16 protein-coding genes are annotated in these 16,087 nt (G+C 31.3%); 14 read left to right on the top strand and 2 right to left on the bottom strand.

The window, feature by feature from the left end; all coding sequences use genetic code 11:
- Positions 1-3 precede the first annotated feature (3 nt).
- From ACI32A_RS08410 to ACI32A_RS08385, 6 genes are read left to right on the top strand one after another with little or no spacing between them, the layout of a single operon-like run.
- Positions 4-798 carry an ABC transporter ATP-binding protein gene (locus ACI32A_RS08410; RefSeq protein ID WP_439754606.1) on the top strand — a complete coding sequence of 265 codons (795 nt, stop codon included), beginning with the start codon at positions 4-6 and terminating at the stop codon, positions 796-798.
- A gap of 48 nt (positions 799-846) precedes the next feature.
- Entirely contained in the window at positions 847-2,463 is a 1,617-nt protein-coding gene (locus ACI32A_RS08405; RefSeq protein ID WP_439754605.1) for an acyltransferase family protein, read from the top strand.
- Entirely contained in the window at positions 2,460-3,260 is an 801-nt protein-coding gene (locus ACI32A_RS08400; protein WP_439754604.1) for a glycerophosphodiester phosphodiesterase family protein, read from the top strand. Before ACI32A_RS08405 ends, ACI32A_RS08400 begins: the two co-directional genes overlap by 4 nt.
- Positions 3,257-3,754: a gamma carbonic anhydrase family protein gene (locus tag ACI32A_RS08395; RefSeq protein ID WP_439754603.1), complete on the top strand. Its 498-nt coding sequence runs from the start codon at positions 3,257-3,259 to the stop codon at positions 3,752-3,754. Before ACI32A_RS08400 ends, ACI32A_RS08395 begins: the two co-directional genes overlap by 4 nt.
- The gene (locus tag ACI32A_RS08390; RefSeq protein WP_439754602.1) at positions 3,751-5,097 is read left to right on the top strand and encodes an MATE family efflux transporter; all 1,347 of its coding nucleotides are present in this window, start codon (positions 3,751-3,753) and stop codon (positions 5,095-5,097) included. Before ACI32A_RS08395 ends, ACI32A_RS08390 begins: the two co-directional genes overlap by 4 nt.
- A gap of 56 nt (positions 5,098-5,153) precedes the next feature.
- Positions 5,154-5,858, top strand: a complete 705-nt coding sequence (locus ACI32A_RS08385; RefSeq protein ID WP_439754601.1) for an HAD family hydrolase — start codon at positions 5,154-5,156, stop codon at positions 5,856-5,858.
- 10 nt (positions 5,859-5,868) lie between these two features.
- Here ACI32A_RS08385 and ACI32A_RS08380 read toward each other — a convergent pair whose 3' ends face one another.
- Positions 5,869-6,783, bottom strand: coding sequence for a hypothetical protein (locus ACI32A_RS08380; RefSeq protein ID WP_439754600.1), 915 nt, complete (start codon positions 6,781-6,783; stop codon positions 5,869-5,871).
- Positions 6,784-6,818: 35 nt separating this feature from the next.
- Between ACI32A_RS08380 and ACI32A_RS08375 the strand changes: the two genes are divergently transcribed.
- Positions 6,819-7,187, top strand: coding sequence for a thioesterase family protein (locus ACI32A_RS08375; RefSeq protein ID WP_439754599.1), 369 nt, complete (start codon positions 6,819-6,821; stop codon positions 7,185-7,187).
- Between the two features lie 9 nt (positions 7,188-7,196).
- Here ACI32A_RS08375 and ACI32A_RS08370 read toward each other — a convergent pair whose 3' ends face one another.
- On the bottom strand, positions 7,197-7,931 hold the full coding sequence (locus ACI32A_RS08370) for a TrmH family RNA methyltransferase (RefSeq protein WP_439754598.1): 735 nt from the start codon (positions 7,929-7,931) through the stop codon (positions 7,197-7,199).
- 242 nt (positions 7,932-8,173) lie between these two features.
- Between ACI32A_RS08370 and ACI32A_RS08365 the strand changes: the two genes are divergently transcribed.
- The 7 genes from ACI32A_RS08365 (at position 8,174) to ACI32A_RS08335 (ending at position 15,956) form a co-directional block, all read left to right on the top strand.
- Positions 8,174-8,866: a LytR/AlgR family response regulator transcription factor gene (locus ACI32A_RS08365; protein ID WP_439754597.1), complete on the top strand. Its 693-nt coding sequence runs from the start codon at positions 8,174-8,176 to the stop codon at positions 8,864-8,866.
- Between the two features lie 51 nt (positions 8,867-8,917).
- Entirely contained in the window at positions 8,918-9,574 is a 657-nt protein-coding gene (locus ACI32A_RS08360) for a UDP-N-acetylglucosamine pyrophosphorylase (protein ID WP_439754596.1), read from the top strand.
- Between the two features lie 10 nt (positions 9,575-9,584).
- Complete coding sequence (locus tag ACI32A_RS08355; RefSeq protein WP_439754595.1) at positions 9,585-9,968, top strand: VanZ family protein; 384 nt, start codon at positions 9,585-9,587, stop codon at positions 9,966-9,968.
- 261 nt (positions 9,969-10,229) lie between these two features.
- Positions 10,230-11,261 (top strand): phenylalanine--tRNA ligase subunit alpha, encoded by a 1,032-nt coding sequence (gene pheS / locus ACI32A_RS08350; RefSeq protein WP_439754594.1) that lies wholly within the window; start codon positions 10,230-10,232, stop codon positions 11,259-11,261.
- A gap of 12 nt (positions 11,262-11,273) precedes the next feature.
- Positions 11,274-13,676, top strand: a complete 2,403-nt coding sequence (gene pheT / locus ACI32A_RS08345; RefSeq protein ID WP_439754592.1) for a phenylalanine--tRNA ligase subunit beta — start codon at positions 11,274-11,276, stop codon at positions 13,674-13,676.
- A 59-nt stretch (positions 13,677-13,735) separates the two neighbouring features.
- Positions 13,736-15,214, top strand: a complete 1,479-nt coding sequence (gene glpK, locus ACI32A_RS08340; RefSeq protein WP_439754591.1) for a glycerol kinase GlpK — start codon at positions 13,736-13,738, stop codon at positions 15,212-15,214.
- 19 nt (positions 15,215-15,233) lie between these two features.
- Positions 15,234-15,956 (top strand): AAC(3) family N-acetyltransferase, encoded by a 723-nt coding sequence (locus ACI32A_RS08335; RefSeq protein WP_439754590.1) that lies wholly within the window; start codon positions 15,234-15,236, stop codon positions 15,954-15,956.
- Positions 15,957-16,087: the final 131 nt, after the last annotated feature.

Raw genomic sequence — 16,087 nt, 5'->3', positions numbered from 1 at the left:
TATATGTTAGAAATTAAAGATGTACACAAAACCTTCAATCCTGGAACAGTCAATGAAAAGAAAGCATTAAAAGGAGTTACACTTAAACTTGAAGAAGGCGATTTTGTGACGGTTATTGGAGGAAACGGAGCTGGTAAATCCACTATGTTGAATGCCATTGCCGGAGTATGGAATATTGATTCTGGATCTATTTGTATTGACAATCAGGACATTACCAATTTACCTGAACACAAGCGAGCAAAATATATCGGTCGTGTGTTCCAGGATCCGATGACAGGAACAGCAGCGACTATGAATATAGAAGAAAATCTGGCATTGGCTAAGCGAAGAGGAAAATCGCGTACACTTCGTGTAGGTATTACAAAACAGGAACGTCAGGAATATCATGAATTATTAAAGACATTGGGTCTTGGCTTAGAAGATCGTATGACTTCCAAAGTTGGTTTGTTGTCAGGAGGACAGCGTCAGGCTTTAACATTGTTAATGGCTTCTTTGCAGAAACCAAAAGTTCTTTTATTGGATGAACATACGGCGGCTTTGGATCCAAAAACTGCAGCTAAAGTATTAGAAACAACGGAATCCATTGTAAATAAAGATCACTTAACAACTTTAATGATTACACATAATATGAAAGATGCCATTGCTCATGGAAATCGATTGATTATGATGAATGATGGACATATTATTTTAGATATTAAAGGAGAAGAAAAGAAAAACTTAACAGTGGAACAACTTCTTCATATGTTTGAAAAAGTCAGTGGAGAAGAATTTACTTCCGATAAAGCCATTCTAGGATAAACAAGATTGTATTGAAACAGTCTTGTTTTTTTATGCTATACTTATTCTATGAAAAAGAGAAGAATTAAAGGAATAGATGGCATTCGAGCCATTGCGATTATTGGAATAACCGGTTTTCATTTTTTTCCAGATATTTTTAAAGGCGGATATTTAGGTGTTTGTTTGTTTTTTATTGTGTCAGGTTTTTTATTGATGCAACAAGAAAAAGAAAATTTTTCTTTATTTAGTTTTTATAAAAAACGAATCAAAAGATTGTATCCATCTCTTTTATTTATGATGGCAATCACATTGAGTATTTATTTTATTGTAGATGCTTCTTTATTAGATGGCATGAAATCTGAAGTTTTATCAATTGTATTGGGATACAACAATATTTGGCAAATCATTCAAAACGCAGATTATTTTACCCGAATACTAAATGCTTCTTGTTTTACATCTCTTTGGTTTCTTAGTTTGGAAATGCAGATTTATTTAATTTGGCCATTTCTTTATTTAGGAATACAATTTCTATTAAATAAAACAAATCGAAAAACAACGATACGCTTTTTATCTTTTTTAACACTTTTATCTGGAATTTGGATGATGATTTGTCTATCTCAAGGCATTACGCGAGTTTATTATGGCCTGGATACACGTATTTTTTCATTTTTAATGGGATGTACATTGGCATTATTTCTAAAAGAATATCCAAGAAGACAAAACAAAATACAGGGATATGTTAGTTCTGCTGCTTTTGTATTATTTTTTATTTTTGTTTCTTTGACAATGGATGGAGAAAGTAAATGGATTTATTTAGGTGGTATGTGGATTGTCAGTTTCCTTTTTACTGTTTTTCTTTATTTTTTGATTCAATCACCATGTAAATGGCTGGAAACTCCTGTTTTAAAAATTATTGGAAAAATTAGTTATGAAATCTATTTGTGGCAATATCCCATTATATTTTTATGTCAAAGACTTCGTTTTTCTTATATAAGTATTCAACTTTTTATTTTATTCGTTTTATCAATTTTCACGTATTTATTTGTAAGACAAAAAAATAAAATACAATTATTACTGGTTTATTCCATTTCTTTTGGCATTTCTGGATATGGACTCATTCAATCTAAAGATAAAAAAGAAGACATAGAAGAATTAAAAACAGAAATGGAATCGAATAAAGAACAAATGATTGAAGATCAGAAAAATATTTCAAGTGCAGACATTGTTATGGTGGGAGACTCTGTTTTATTGGGATCGTATGATGAAATAAAACAAGTCTATCCGGATTGTTTAATTGATGCTGAGGTTTCTCGTCATATGGGACAAGAAAAAGAAGCATTGCTTCAATTTGAAGCCAATGGTCAATTAAAAGATGTAGTGGTTATTGCGATGGGAACCAATGGCCTAATCTATGATTTTTTAGCCGTTGATGTTTTGGATTATTTAAAAGATAAAGACGTATATTGGGTCAATAATTATTGTCCAACATTGTCTTGGCAAGACACCAACAATGCGTATTTATTAGAATTAGAGAAACAGTATTCGAATTTGCATATTATTGACTGGTATACACAAGCCAGCAATCATCCAGAATATTTATCCAGTGATGGAATTCATCCTAGTGTAGAAGGAGCTAAAGTATATGCTGAATTGATTCAACAAGCGATTGAAGGAGATAATTCATGATCACTTTGTTTTGTTTGTATCTTTTTCTGATAAAGCCAAATCATATTCGGCAAAGCGAAAAATGGAAACAATTGGCCTCTTTTGATTTTGCACATAGGGGATTCTTTAATGATGAATGTCCAGAAAATTCATTAAAAGCATTTGAAAGAGCTATTAAACATGGGTATGGCATCGAGTTAGATGTTCAAATGACAAAGGATGGACAATTGGTTGTTTTCCATGATGCCAGTTTACAAAGAATGTGTAAAATCAAAGAAGAAATCATGCATTTAACATATGAACAATTGCTTCAATATCCATTAAAAAAAAGCCAGGAAAGAATTCCTTTGTTTATAAATGTACTACAATTAGTAAATGGTCAAGTGCCTTTGATTATTGAAATCAAAAAAGAAGGAAATCCTATTGAAACTGTAAAAAAAACACTGACTTTATTGAATTCTTATTCAGGCCTTTATGTTATAGAATCCTTTCATCCTGGGGTTTTATGTTATCTTAAGGAAAACAAACCAGAAATTTTAAGAGGTCAATTAAGTGAAAATCATTATAAAAATGAAAAACTTCCTTGGTTAATTCGCTTTATTTTAACAAATTTTTTAACCAATGGCTTTACAAAACCAGATTTTATAGCAATGGATATTCACTGTCAAAATTTTTTTACGTATCGACTTATGAAATTTTTGTTTCGATTCAAAACAGTTGGATGGACTATTCGATGTAAAGAAGAATACTTCAGTCAAAAACAACAAGTGGATTGTATGATATTTGATTCATTTGATCCAAAAGGAGAAAATCAATGATTATATCTTATAAAAATAAAAAACCGGTAATTGAAGGAAAAGTTGCCCAAAATGCAACTATTATAGGAAATGTAACATGCAAGAAGGATTCCAGTATCTGGTATGGAGCCGTTTTACGAGGCGATACATGTTCTATTACCATTGGAAAAAATTCCAATATACAAGATAATGCTGTGATTCATGGAGATCCAGGCTTTCCTGTTGTGATTGAAGACAATGTTTCAATTGGTCATGGAGCTGTGATTCATGGATGTAGAATAGGAAAGAATACAGTGATAGGTATGAATGCAACCATTTTAAATGGAAGTCAAATTGGTCAAAACTGTATTATTGGAGCCAATGCCCTTGTCAGTCAAGGAACAATAATTGAGGACAACTGCATTGCCTTAGGAGTTCCTTGTCGCGTCATAAAAAAAATAAGCGAAAAACAAATTCAACAAAATATAGACAATGCCAATGAATACAAAGAATTGAAAGAAGCGCTACTTCCATGATGCATTGGCTGGAGCAAAATTTAAATTATAAACAAAAAATCAAACTTGTTTTATCATTGAGTTTACCCACGATATTGGCACAAATATCAACTATCATTATGGAATATATCGATGCAGCTATGGTAGGACGATTAGGAGCCAATGATTCTGCTTCCATTGGTTTGGTTTCATCAACAATCTGGTTGTTGTCAGGAATTGCAAATTTTTTGAGTGCTGGTTTTACTGTTCAAATGGCGCAATGCATTGGAGCAAAACAATACACAAAAGCAAGAAATATTTTGAAACAAGGCTTTTTGATTTGTTTGTTGCTGTCAATCTTGTTAAGTGGTTTTGGTTTATATTTGTCTCCTAGAATCCCTGTATGGCTTCAAGGAAGTAAAGACATTGTAGAAAATGCTTCTGTTTATTTAAAAATTTATTCATTTTTCCTTCCATTTTCTTGTATAAACACCTTATTAACTTTATCTTTACAAGCTAGTGGAAACATGAAAATACCAAGTTTTTTTAATGTTGGTATGTGTGTTCTAAATATTATTTTAAATTTTTATTTTATTTTTCCATTTGGATTGAATCTTAGAATCAAGGGAGCCGCTTTGGCAACTGGAATCTCTATTATTGTTTGTATGCTTTGCTTACTGTTTTATATCAACTCGAAAAGTGAAACTTTATCATTTTTAAAAAAAGAACCATTTTATTGGGATACAAAGAGTTTACATCACGCCTTTTCCATTGGCTTTCCAGTTTGTATGGAAAGTGCTTTAACATCTTTTTCATATATTGCATTTACAGCCATTGTTGCCCCTTTAGGGACCTTAGCCATTGCTGCAAATTCCTTTGCGATTACAGCTGAAAGTCTTTGTTACATGCCAGGATATGGTATACAAAGTGCTGCTAGTATGATTATTGGCCAAACTATTGGAGCACAAAAAGAAACATTAACGAAAGAATTTTCATGGTTAATAACATTTTTAGGAATGATAATCATGACATGTTCTGGAATTTTACTTTATATATTTGCTCCATTTATGATTTCTTTGTTAACCATTGATACTTCTATTCAACAATTAGCCATCCAAATTCTTCGCATTGAAGCTTTTGCAGAACCATTATACGGAGCATCTATTGTTTGTGCCGGAGTTTTTCGAGGAGCAGGAGATACAAAAGTATCTACTTTATTAAATTTTGTTAGTATGTGGTGTTTACGAATTCCTTTAGCATATATTTTATCTCTTTTTTATGGTTTACAAGGATGTTGGCTGGCAATGTGTCTAGAATTGTGTTTTAGAGGATGTATCTTTTTATTTCGTTTATTTCAAAACAAATGGATTCATTCTTATATTTGATGATTTGATTCTCAAAGTAAAATTCTGTATACTTGAAACAAAGAGAGAGGTTTATTATGTTAGATACGATATTATTTGATTTAGATGGAACACTTCTTCCGATGGATCAAGACAAATTTACGAAATATTATTTTTCTTTATTAGCAAAAAAAATGGCACCTTATGGATATGAAGCCAAATCTTTAATTGAAAATATCTGGAAAGGTACATATAAAATGATTCAAAACGATGGATCTAAAACAAATGAACAAGTGTTCTGGGATATTTTCAGTGGTTTTTATGGACAAAAAGCTATTGAAGATCAGAATTTATTTGAAGAATTTTATCAAAATGAATTTCAAATGGCTAAAGAATCTTGTGGATTTAATCCTATGAGTCAAGTCGTTATTGATTCTTTAAAAAAAGAATATCCCATCATATTAGCAACCAATCCTATTTTTCCAGCTATAGCGACTCAATCCCGTATTCGCTGGGCAGGCTTAAAGCCAGAAGATTTTGTATATATTACAACATATGAAAATTCACATTCTTGTAAACCAAATTTAGTTTATTATCAGGAATTAATAGATCGTTTTCATTTGATTCCTGAAAATTGTTTAATGGTTGGAAACGATGCAAGTGAAGATATGGTTGCTCAAAATCTAGGTTTTCATGTGTTTTTGTTAACAGATAACTTATTAAATACAAAAAATTTAGATATTTCAAAATATCCACAAGGAAGTTTTGAAAATTTATTAAAATTCATTGATTCATTAAAATAACGCATCACTTTTATTGTGATACGTTTTTTTGAAAGAGTGGTTTTAAGCTATATAGCAATAATGCGTAACGAATAAAGTCTGCTAAAATAAAGAAAATAAAGACACGAATTGGATAAATATCTTGTACATAATAGGAATAGAGTGTTTTTGAATATAAAATGACTCGCAATAATTCAAAAATAAAGCACAATCCAACTACTTTTTTAGAAGCAGGATGGTTGTAGTAGAAACAAAATAATGGAATTGTCCATACAACGGCTGTATAAATACAGAAAATAAACATAGCTTTTGTCGCAAATACGGTTTGTAAGTCATTAGAAGCAAAAAAAGGAGATAATACATGGATACAAATCGGAATCACAAACAAGGATCCATAAATACAAATTCCCAGCCGTAAACATAATTGAGGTAGTGTATAAGGTTCTTCATCTTTTTTATAATCTTTATCTTTTAAATAAATATCTTCAATGTCCTGATCGTCTTCTATTTCAATTTCTAAATCATAAAAGATTTTAGCCCATCGATTGGTATGTAATTCTTTATTGTAATGAAGAAGATATATATTCTTTATTTCAAGAACGAATAACCAAATCAAATAAGGAATAAAATGAAAAAAGTCATTGATTAAATAATAAATCGGAACAAGGAGCATCAGATGAGAATAAAGGATGCCTATTTTAAATAAAAAACGAAAAAATTTTTTTCCTGTACTTAATAAACAAAATAATAAACCATATAAACATATTTCACTAATAATATTTGAAAGTAAAATATTTTGTACAGGGAAGGCTGTTTTTGAAATAAAATTCATTTGGAATATTAAATAGAATGTTATAAAATAAACTAAGATGATAGAAAATACAGTCCAATGTTTCCGATTGACTCTTTTTTTTGCTTTGTCATAAATAAGTTGATCTTGATTCATATCTGTATTATATCATAGTTCCAAAGGAGGGTATTATGGAATTTAAATCTGTCACTATTAAAAGAACTGTTCAAATGGAACACTCGGCTAAAGTGATGAAGAGTGGTTCTTTGGAAGTTTTAGCAACTCCGCAAATGATTGCATGGATGGAAGAAGCTTCATGTTTATGTTTGGAAGATCAATTAGAGCCTGGTTGTACAAGCGTTGGAACGTTTATGAATGTATCACATGATAAAGCTACGTCAATTGGATCTGAAATTTTAATTACTTCTGAAATTTCTAAAATTGATGATCGAAAAATTTGTTTTCAAGTTTTAGCTATGGAAGATGGTGAAATTATTGGTAAAGGATATCATGAACGTTTTATTGTTGTAGAAAAGAAATTTATGGAAAAATTAAAGTGAACCGACGGTTCACTTTTTATATTGGAATGTATACATACAAATAGATGCTGCAATCGCAACATTTAAACTTTCAAATGCATTCATTTCGATTTTTATACAAGAATCACACATATCAATAATATCTTTATGAATTCCTTGACCCTCATTTCCTACTACAATTCCAAAAGAATCAGGAATAATAATATCTTGTAGATATTCTGCTTGCTGATGCAATGCAGTGGCATATATTGGAATTCCTTTTTCTTGAAAAAAAGAAATTTCTTTTTTTAGATTTGTTACAAAATATGGAAGATGAAATAATGCCCCTTGTGTGGATTGAATTGTCTTCAAATTATAGACATCTGCACACTTTTCAGAAGCAAAAATAGCGTCCATTCCAAAGCTATAGGCACTTCGAACAATGGTTCCAACATTTCCAGGGTCTTGTACATCGTCTAAGAAAAGAATTTTTTTGAATTTTGTTGTTTTGAATTCTTTTTTTCGACAAACTCCAATCATTTTCGCATTTGAAATTTGATTTGACAATTTATTGATGACACTTTGTGTACATGAAAAACAAGGAAAATCAAATGGATTTTCAATGGATTCTAAAATAAAAAGTTCTTCTAATTGGTGGGCATAAAGTGCTTCTTGAATAAGATGAAATCCTTCAATAATAAAAAGATTTGTTTTATCTCGTTCTTTTTTTGTATGCAATTTTGCTCGTTCTTTTATTTTTTTATTTTGTATTGATTCAATTTTCATGAATGTATTATATCATACAAAATATAGTTTTAGACATAAATAATGTCATATTGGTTTTGTATACTTAATTTGAATCAAAATTGTCAGTTATTTTTGGTTTTAGAAAGGAGAAAAAGGCGGTCACTTTAATTTCTGACCATTTTAATGTAAATATTGAAACGATTTTTTGCGTTTCGCTTACATTTTAATGACTTTTATACTATATAATAATTACAGGGAATTTTTTTATGGAGGAATCAGTTATGGTATATGCTACGATAACGGATGACATAAGAATGATTGGATTTTTGGAAAATTATATTCAGGAAAGATTTAACACTGTAGTTACCCCTTTTTTTGTTTTTACAAATTTTGAAGTTTGTGCAGAACAAGAACATTTTCGAAGAATCGATATTTTAGTAATTGATACAGACTTAGAAAACTGGTACGAAAATTCAATCTCTATTCATGAAATGTATCCGAGTATCCATATTTTGTTTGTTGGTGCCCATTTAGAAGTTGGGTATCAGGTATATGATGTTTCTCATTATGGTTTTATTTATAAAAATGATTTATATCCTTATTTTGAACAAAGACTCAATCAAATACAAAACAGGATTATAGAAAAAGAGAAAACATATATTCGCTTAAGCTGGAAAAATGTTGTGTATGTTATTTGTGAACAAGATGTTGTTTATTTTGAAAGAGATAAACGAAAAACGATTGTTCACATGAAAGATGGTAGTATTTATACAACATATTCGCACATAGATCAATTTGATGATTATGTGAGTCCATTCTTTTTGCGCATTCATTTTAGTTATTTAGTAAATATGAATTATGTAAGGGAATATCATCGTAACAATGTTATTTTATTAGATGAATCATTTATTCCAATTAGCCGGAAATACGCAAAACTTGTGAAATCTTATTTTGAAAATTTACAAATCTTTTAAATAACATAATTCTCACAAATTTATTCGCTAAAATAACAGCGAGGTGGTTTTATGTTAACAATTCAAGATTTATATGATTTAAATCATACTTTAGCAAAATCTTATTTAGAACAATACACATATCCTTGGCAGGCGTTAAAAGGATTAAAAGAATTCATTATTAATTTAGGAAATACATTATCCGATGAATATACACAAATCAGTGAACATGTATGGGTTCATAAAAGTGCTACGATTTATCCTTCTGCTTATTTAGGTGCTCCATGTATTATTGGCGCACATACAGAAGTCCGACACTGTGCTTTTATTCGTGGAAGTGCGTTGGTTGGAAAAAATTGTGTAGTAGGAAATAGTGTCGAATTAAAAAATGTTATTTTATTTGATAACGTACAAACTCCACATTATAACTATGTAGGAGATTCGATTCTAGGTTATAAATCACATATGGGTGCAGGATCTATTACATCTAATGTAAAATCCGATAAAACACTGGTTGTTGTTCATGACAAGGAACAATCCATTGAAACAGGATTGAAAAAATTTGGTGCTATGTTAGGTGATTATGTGGAAGTTGGATGCAATAGTGTATTAAATCCGGGAACAGTGATTGGAAGACATACCAATATTTATCCTGTTTCCTGTGTTCGTGGTGTAATTCCAAGTCATTCAATTGTTAAGACAGGTATGAAAATTGTTGAAAAAAATTAGGATTTCTTTTGTGTTGGCTACTTTCGTCTGGATGGGTTTTATTTTTTATATGTCCAGCCAGGCTTCTGTTCAGTCAACGAATCAAAGTATGTATTTTGTTTCAATTTTTAATTATTTATTTCATATAGAAAATGTTGAATGGCTTCATGTGTTTATACGAAAAAGTGCACATATGTTTGAGTATTTTGTTTTAGGAATATTGGTATATCAATCCAATACATCAGAAAATCGTAAATGGACATTGTTTGCTTTTATAATTTGTTTGTTTTATGCTTCCAGTGATGAATTCCATCAATTATTTGTTTCTATGCGAAATGGCTCAATTCTAGATATATGCCTAGATAGTTTTTCTTCTTTATTGGGAATTGGTATCTGCAAATTCTTGAAGTTTTGATGGATATTTTGTATAATCAGATTTGTTAAAAAAACGTTGATCGGGACTAGTAATTATTTGACCTTATCTAGAGACTCAAATTCATAGGCTGCAAGATTTGGGATAAGAAGGAATAATGAATTCACCTGGGAGTAAGAGTTAATCCTCTTCCGTTTCATACGGTTATCATGGTAATTAAGTGCTTTAAGGCGAAATAGGATGGTACCGCGATAGAATCGCTCCTATGTCGTCTTTTTTTATTGAAAACAGAAAGGAATCAATATGAAACAAATTGAAGAGCTTCGCCAGGAAGCATTGGAAAAAATTTCAAGTGCTCAAAATTTAGCTGTATTAAATGATTTACGTGTTTCTTATTTAGGAAAAAAAGGACCTGTTCAAGGTTTGATGAAATGTATGAAAGATCTTCCTAAAGAAGAAAAACCAAAATTTGGTCAGCAAGTCAATCAATTAAAAAGTGAATTAAGTGCTTGCATCGATGAAAAGAAAGTGGAATTAGAAGAAAAAGAAATGCTTCTTAAAATTCAAAACGAAAAAATTGATATTACTTTACCGGGTCGTAAACCCAATGTGGGAAATGTGCATCCATTGAATTTAATCAAACAAGAATTAGAAGATTTATTTATTGGATTGGGTTATCAGGTGATTGAAGGAAGTGACATTGTAGATGATCTATATTGCTTTGAAAGAGCCAATATTCCAAAAGATCACCCAGCTCGTGACATGCAAGATTCTTTATATATCGATGAAAATCGTTTATTGAGAACACATACAACTGCTATTCAAATGGCAGTTTTAGAACAATCAGCTCCGAATCCAATTAAAGTTGTTTGTCCAGGAAAAGTATATCGTCGAGATGATGACGATGCGACGCATTCACATCAGTTTATGCAAATGGAAGGATTGGTTGTTGGAGAACATATCACTTTATCAGATTTAAAAGGCACATTATTGTTTTTGGCTCGTAAAATGTTTGGACAAGATAAACAAATTCGTTTCCGTCCATCTTATTTTCCTTTTACAGAACCAAGTGTGGAAGTTGACGTAACTTGTCATATATGCAATGGAAAAGGATGTCCAACTTGTAAAGGAACAGGATGGATTGAAATTCTAGGAGCAGGTCAAGTCCATCCAAATGTATTGAAAATGGCTGGATACGATCCGGAAAAAGTCAGTGGATTTGCTTTTGGCGTTGGTATTGAACGTGTCGCGATGTTGAAATATGGAATTGATGATATTCGTCACTTCTATACAAATGATAAACGATTCTCAGAAGAATTTACGCGATTTGAATAGGAGGAAGAATAAATGAAGATTTCAAGAAAATGGTTGTCTCAATATATGGATGTTTCGGATTTAAGTATTGAACAACTGCAAGAAAAAATCACAAATGCCGGTTTTGAAGTAGAAGCCATCGAAAAACAAAGCCAGGGAAGCAATTTGATTATTGGATATGTTGAATCTTGTGTCGATCATCCAGATAGTGATCACCTTCATTGTACAAAAGTGAATATTGGAAATCGTGTATTAGATATTGTTTGTGGTGCACCCAATGTAAAAGCGGGACAAAAAGTAATTGTAGCACAAGTAGGAGCTGTTTTACCTGGAGGAGAAATTAAAGCTGGAAAGATTCGTGGACAAGTCAGCGAAGGAATGATTTGCGCTTTGTTTGAATTAGGAGTAGATCCTAAATTATTAACGGAAGAACAATTAAATGGAATTGAAATATTAGATGAAGATGCACCAGTTGGATATACAGATCCTCTTGGTTATTTAGGATTAAACGATGAAATATTAGATATTGGCTTGACACCCAATCGAAGTGATTGTTTAGCAGCTTTTTCTTTTGGATTGGAAGCAGGAGCTATTTTAAATAAAGAAGTGAAACTTCCTTCTTTTGATCATGCCAGTGACATTGGAGGAAAAACAACTTTAAAAATTGATAGTAAAACAAAAAAGTGTCCTTATTTTTTAGGAAAGGTCATTGGAAATATCACAATCAAAGAAAGTCCAAAATGGATGAAAGAATTATTAATGGCTAGTGGAGTTCATTCAATTAATAATGTTGTCGATATTTCAAACATTGTTATGTTAGAAACGGGTCAGCCAATGCATTTTTATGATAAAGATGCGATTCCAAATCATGAAATTACAGTTGCAGATGGATTCGATGAAGACTACACGGCTTTGGATGGCATAACATATGCATTAAAGCCAGAAGATTGTGTTATTACCAATCAAGGTAAGCCAATTGGAATTGCTGGAATTATGGGTGGAGATGATTCTAAGATTTTAGATTCAACAAAGGGACTTATTATTGAATGTGCTCATTTTGATCATGTATCCATTCGAAATACAGCTCGTCGTTTAAATTTGGCAACAGAAGCCAGTGTTCGTTATCAAAAAGGGATTGAACCATTGGCAGCTAAAAAGGCATTGGATCGTGCTGTTCAATTGTTGATTGAATATGCAGATGCAACTGAAATTGAAGAAACAGTAGAATTTGGAAACAATCCATATGAACCAAAACAAATTCAATGTACTTTAGATGATATCAATCAAATTTTAGGAACATCATTTAAGCATGAACAAGTTTGGGATGTATTTAAGCGCCTTCATTTTGAACCAAAATATAAAGATGGACAATATACAGTATCCATTCCTTCTTATCGTACTGATATGGAAGGAAAAGCGGATTTAGCAGAAGAAGTCATTCGTATTATTGGATTTGATTCTCTTCCAACAACACTTCCTTTAATGGAAATGACGGAAGGAAAACTAAATGACAAACAAAGAATGACACGAATGATTCAATCGTTCTTTACTTCACAAGGATTGCAGGACTGTATTACATATACTTTAATTAGTACAGAAAAGAAAGACAATGCGATTTTATCAACTAAAAATGCGATTGAATTATCGATTCCAATGAGTGAAGAAAGAAGATGGATACGTACAAGCATTTTACCAAGTTTATTAGATGCCGTTAGTTATAATCATGCTCGTTCTATTAAAGATGTCAATGTATTTGAATACAGCGATGTATCTAATGAAGATGGAATGGAAAGTCATGTTGCTTTTGTTTTAAGTGGTCTTTTACAACAAAATCGATGGACAAATTATACATTACCAAGTGATTTCTATACCGCAAAAGGTTTGATTGAAGAATTATTAGATCGCTTAGGAATTACACCAGCTCGTGTTTATTTTAGAGAAAATAATGAAGATACAAAACATTTCCATCCATATCGCAGTGCTGCTGTTTTTGTTGGAAAAGATTTAGTGGGATTGGTTGGACAAATTCATCCTGGCTATGCAAAACAAACCAATACCAAAGATGTCATTATGGCTGAATTAAATTGCGATGCTTTATTGAATATTAAAAAAGCTAAAGTGAAATTTACTCCAATTTCAAAATATCCATCTGTTTCTCGTGACCTTGCATTTGTGATTGATCGAAATATGCCAGTAGAAAAAGTACTAAATGTGATGAAAAAACAAGGTAGAGTAAATAAAGAAATGGTGATTCGCAATATTGAAGTTTTTGATGTATATCAAGGAGAACATGTAGATGCTGATAAAAAATCTATTGCTTTATCAGTATTGTTCCAATCGGATACACATACATTGAAAGATGATGAAATCAATATGGTTTATAATCATATGATTTCAGCAATTGAAAATGAATGCAAAGCTGTATTAAGAAGTTAAGACAAGTCAATTGATTTGTCTTTTTCTTTTGGTTTATAATGAAAAAAAAAGAGGTAATTATGGAAAAATTTATAATGGCAATTGATCAGGGAACCACAAGTACACGTTCCATAATATTTGATCATAATCGCAATATTGTAGCAATGTCGCAAAAAGAAACAAATTTATTTTATCCGCAACCTGGATGGGTTGAACAAGACGCCAATGAAATTTATTTATCGACTTTAGCTGTTTGTATGGATGTTTTATCAAAATCAAGTATTGAAGCCAATCAAATATGTGCCATTGGCATCAGTAATCAAAGAGAAACGACTATTTTGTGGGATAAAAAGACAGGATTGCCTATTTATCATGCGATTGTCTGGCAATCTAAACAAACCGATGTGATTTGTGATGAATGGAAAGAAAAAGGCTATGAAGAAATTGTAAAGAAAAAAACAGGAATGCGCATTGACCCTTATTTTTCAGCTTCAAAGATTGCCTGGATTTTAAATCATGTTCCACAAGCTCGTGAAAAAGCTGAAAAAGGTGAGCTTTTGTTTGGTACTGTGGATAGCTGGCTGGTTTGGAAGTTAACGGGTCAAAAGATTCATATCACTGATGTATCGAATGCATCTCGAACATTGTTGTTCAATATTGATTCTTGTCAATGGGATGAAGAGTTATTGTCTGTATTCGATATTCCAAAATCGATTTTACCTGAAATTAAACCAACATCTTATTTTTATGGAAACACAATGCCAGCAATTTTTTTAAATGAAAAAATTCCGATTTGCAGTGTAGTTGGTGATCAGCAAGCGGCATTATTTGGACAAGGCTGTTTTGAAAAAGGAGATGTCAAGAATACATATGGAACGGGTGGTTTCATGTTGATGAATACAGGAAATCAAATTGTGCGTTCACAATCTGGTTTATTAAGTACAGTGGCTTGGCAAATTGGAAATGAAGTGACATATGCTTTAGAAGGAAGCATCTTTGTTTCGGGTTCTTTAATCAAATGGTTACGTGATGAAATAAAAATTGTCCATAGTGCACTGGAAACAGAAGAAATGGCTCAATCTGTATCTAGCTGCAATGGATTGTATATTGTACCAGCTTTTGTTGGTTTAGGGGCGCCTTATTGGAATGATAAATGTCGAGCAGCTATTGTGGGCTTAACATTTGGGACGAATCAAAATCACATGGTACGAGCGGCTTTAGAATCCATGGCTTTCCAAAGCAAAGATGTTTTACATTCTATGGTTAAAGATAGTGGTGTGAGTTTTACGAGTATTAAAGTAGATGGAGGCGCCGCTGCGAATAATTTTTTATTGCAATTTCAAAGTGATATTTTAATGTGTGATGTTAAGCGATATAAAATCAATGAATTAACTGCATTGGGTGCTGCTTTTTTAGCGGGTTTAAATTGCGGTTACTGGACAAAAGAAGATTTGAAAATGGAATTGGATTACGTATTTAAACCAAGTCGCTCAAAAGAAAATGTAGATCAAATCTATGCAGGATGGAAAAGAGCTGTCAAGGCTTGTATGACTTTTTAGTTTTTGTTAAAATACCGATATGAATACAGTTCTAACAAAAGAAGATTTTATACATTTATTTCATGAATTAGAAATTAAAAAAGGAGATTTAGTTTGTTTACAAGCTAATCTTTCAAAATTTCATCGAATAGTTAATGGATATCAAACTATATTTGATGCTTTATTTGAAGTAATTGGTGATCAGGGATGTGTGATGATGCCTTCTTTTTCTTATTCGTCATTAGATCCAGCTTGTCAGGATATTTATTATGAATATGAAGATTGGCAATGTATAAGAGAAGAAATGGATGGGTATACAATTTCTCTTTCGAAAAGTGATATTTATTCAGATTGTGCGAGTCAGTTTATGAGAAATAAAGATGTATTTCGTTCAAATCATCCGGTTTATAATTTTTTGTTTAAAGGAAATTATTCTGTAGAATGGTTGAAACAACCCATGAATTATCCAATTTCTTTTTCGCATGTTTTAAAAGGTTTTGTACAAAGAAGAGCTTGTAACGTTATTATTGGTGATGAAATTAAAAATAGTATTTTATTACCAGCCATTGCCAAAACAATTAATAAAGGTAGTACATGTGCTCAACGAGCCTATATTCATTCAAATAAGAAAAATATAAAGAAAACGTATTTAAATATACTATGTGATGATTGTAGGGCAGATTTATTGGAATATTGTTATTGCAAAGAAGTTGATTTTTATTTTCAAAATGTATATTGTTTAACTATAGAAAAAGGAATTTGAAAAAATTCTTTTTTTTATAAAAAAACATTTGACTCTTAGTTTCTATTTTGGTAATATAAATAAGCACTCAGTGTGCAAGCGATCTTTGAAAACTGAACAGGAAAAAAAGAAGAAAGACAAGTACAGAAAAC

This window comes from Floccifex sp., assembly GCF_051873555.1.
Taxonomy (GTDB): Bacteria; Bacillota_I; Bacilli_A; order Erysipelotrichales; family Erysipelotrichaceae; genus Floccifex.
The sequence above is the reverse complement of the archived record's forward strand: the minus strand, read 5'-3'. Positions and strand labels throughout refer to the sequence as shown.

Excerpts from the sequence above, each read along its gene's own strand:
- ACI32A_RS08410 (WP_439754606.1), top strand. The coding sequence starts at position 4 with ATGTTAGAAATTAAAGATGTACACAAAACCTTCAATCCTGGAACAGTC.
- ACI32A_RS08385 (WP_439754601.1), top strand. The coding sequence starts at position 5,154 with ATGTTAGATACGATATTATTTGATTTAGATGGAACACTTCTTCCGATG.
- ACI32A_RS08375 (WP_439754599.1), top strand. The coding sequence starts at position 6,819 with ATGGAATTTAAATCTGTCACTATTAAAAGAACTGTTCAAATGGAACAC.
- pheT (WP_439754592.1), top strand. The coding sequence starts at position 11,274 with ATGAAGATTTCAAGAAAATGGTTGTCTCAATATATGGATGTTTCGGAT.
- glpK (WP_439754591.1), top strand. The coding sequence starts at position 13,736 with ATGGAAAAATTTATAATGGCAATTGATCAGGGAACCACAAGTACACGT.
- ACI32A_RS08365 (WP_439754597.1), top strand. The coding sequence starts at position 8,174 with ATGGTATATGCTACGATAACGGATGACATAAGAATGATTGGATTTTTG.
- ACI32A_RS08390 (WP_439754602.1), top strand. The coding sequence starts at position 3,751 with ATGATGCATTGGCTGGAGCAAAATTTAAATTATAAACAAAAAATCAAA.
- ACI32A_RS08360 (WP_439754596.1), top strand. The coding sequence starts at position 8,918 with ATGTTAACAATTCAAGATTTATATGATTTAAATCATACTTTAGCAAAA.
- pheS (WP_439754594.1), top strand. The coding sequence starts at position 10,230 with ATGAAACAAATTGAAGAGCTTCGCCAGGAAGCATTGGAAAAAATTTCA.
- ACI32A_RS08370 (WP_439754598.1), bottom strand. The coding sequence starts at position 7,931 with ATGAAAATTGAATCAATACAAAATAAAAAAATAAAAGAACGAGCAAAA.
- ACI32A_RS08380 (WP_439754600.1), bottom strand. The coding sequence starts at position 6,783 with ATGAATCAAGATCAACTTATTTATGACAAAGCAAAAAAAAGAGTCAAT.
- ACI32A_RS08335 (WP_439754590.1), top strand. The coding sequence starts at position 15,234 with ATGAATACAGTTCTAACAAAAGAAGATTTTATACATTTATTTCATGAA.
- ACI32A_RS08405 (WP_439754605.1), top strand. The coding sequence starts at position 847 with ATGAAAAAGAGAAGAATTAAAGGAATAGATGGCATTCGAGCCATTGCG.
- ACI32A_RS08400 (WP_439754604.1), top strand. The coding sequence starts at position 2,460 with ATGATCACTTTGTTTTGTTTGTATCTTTTTCTGATAAAGCCAAATCAT.
- ACI32A_RS08395 (WP_439754603.1), top strand. The coding sequence starts at position 3,257 with ATGATTATATCTTATAAAAATAAAAAACCGGTAATTGAAGGAAAAGTT.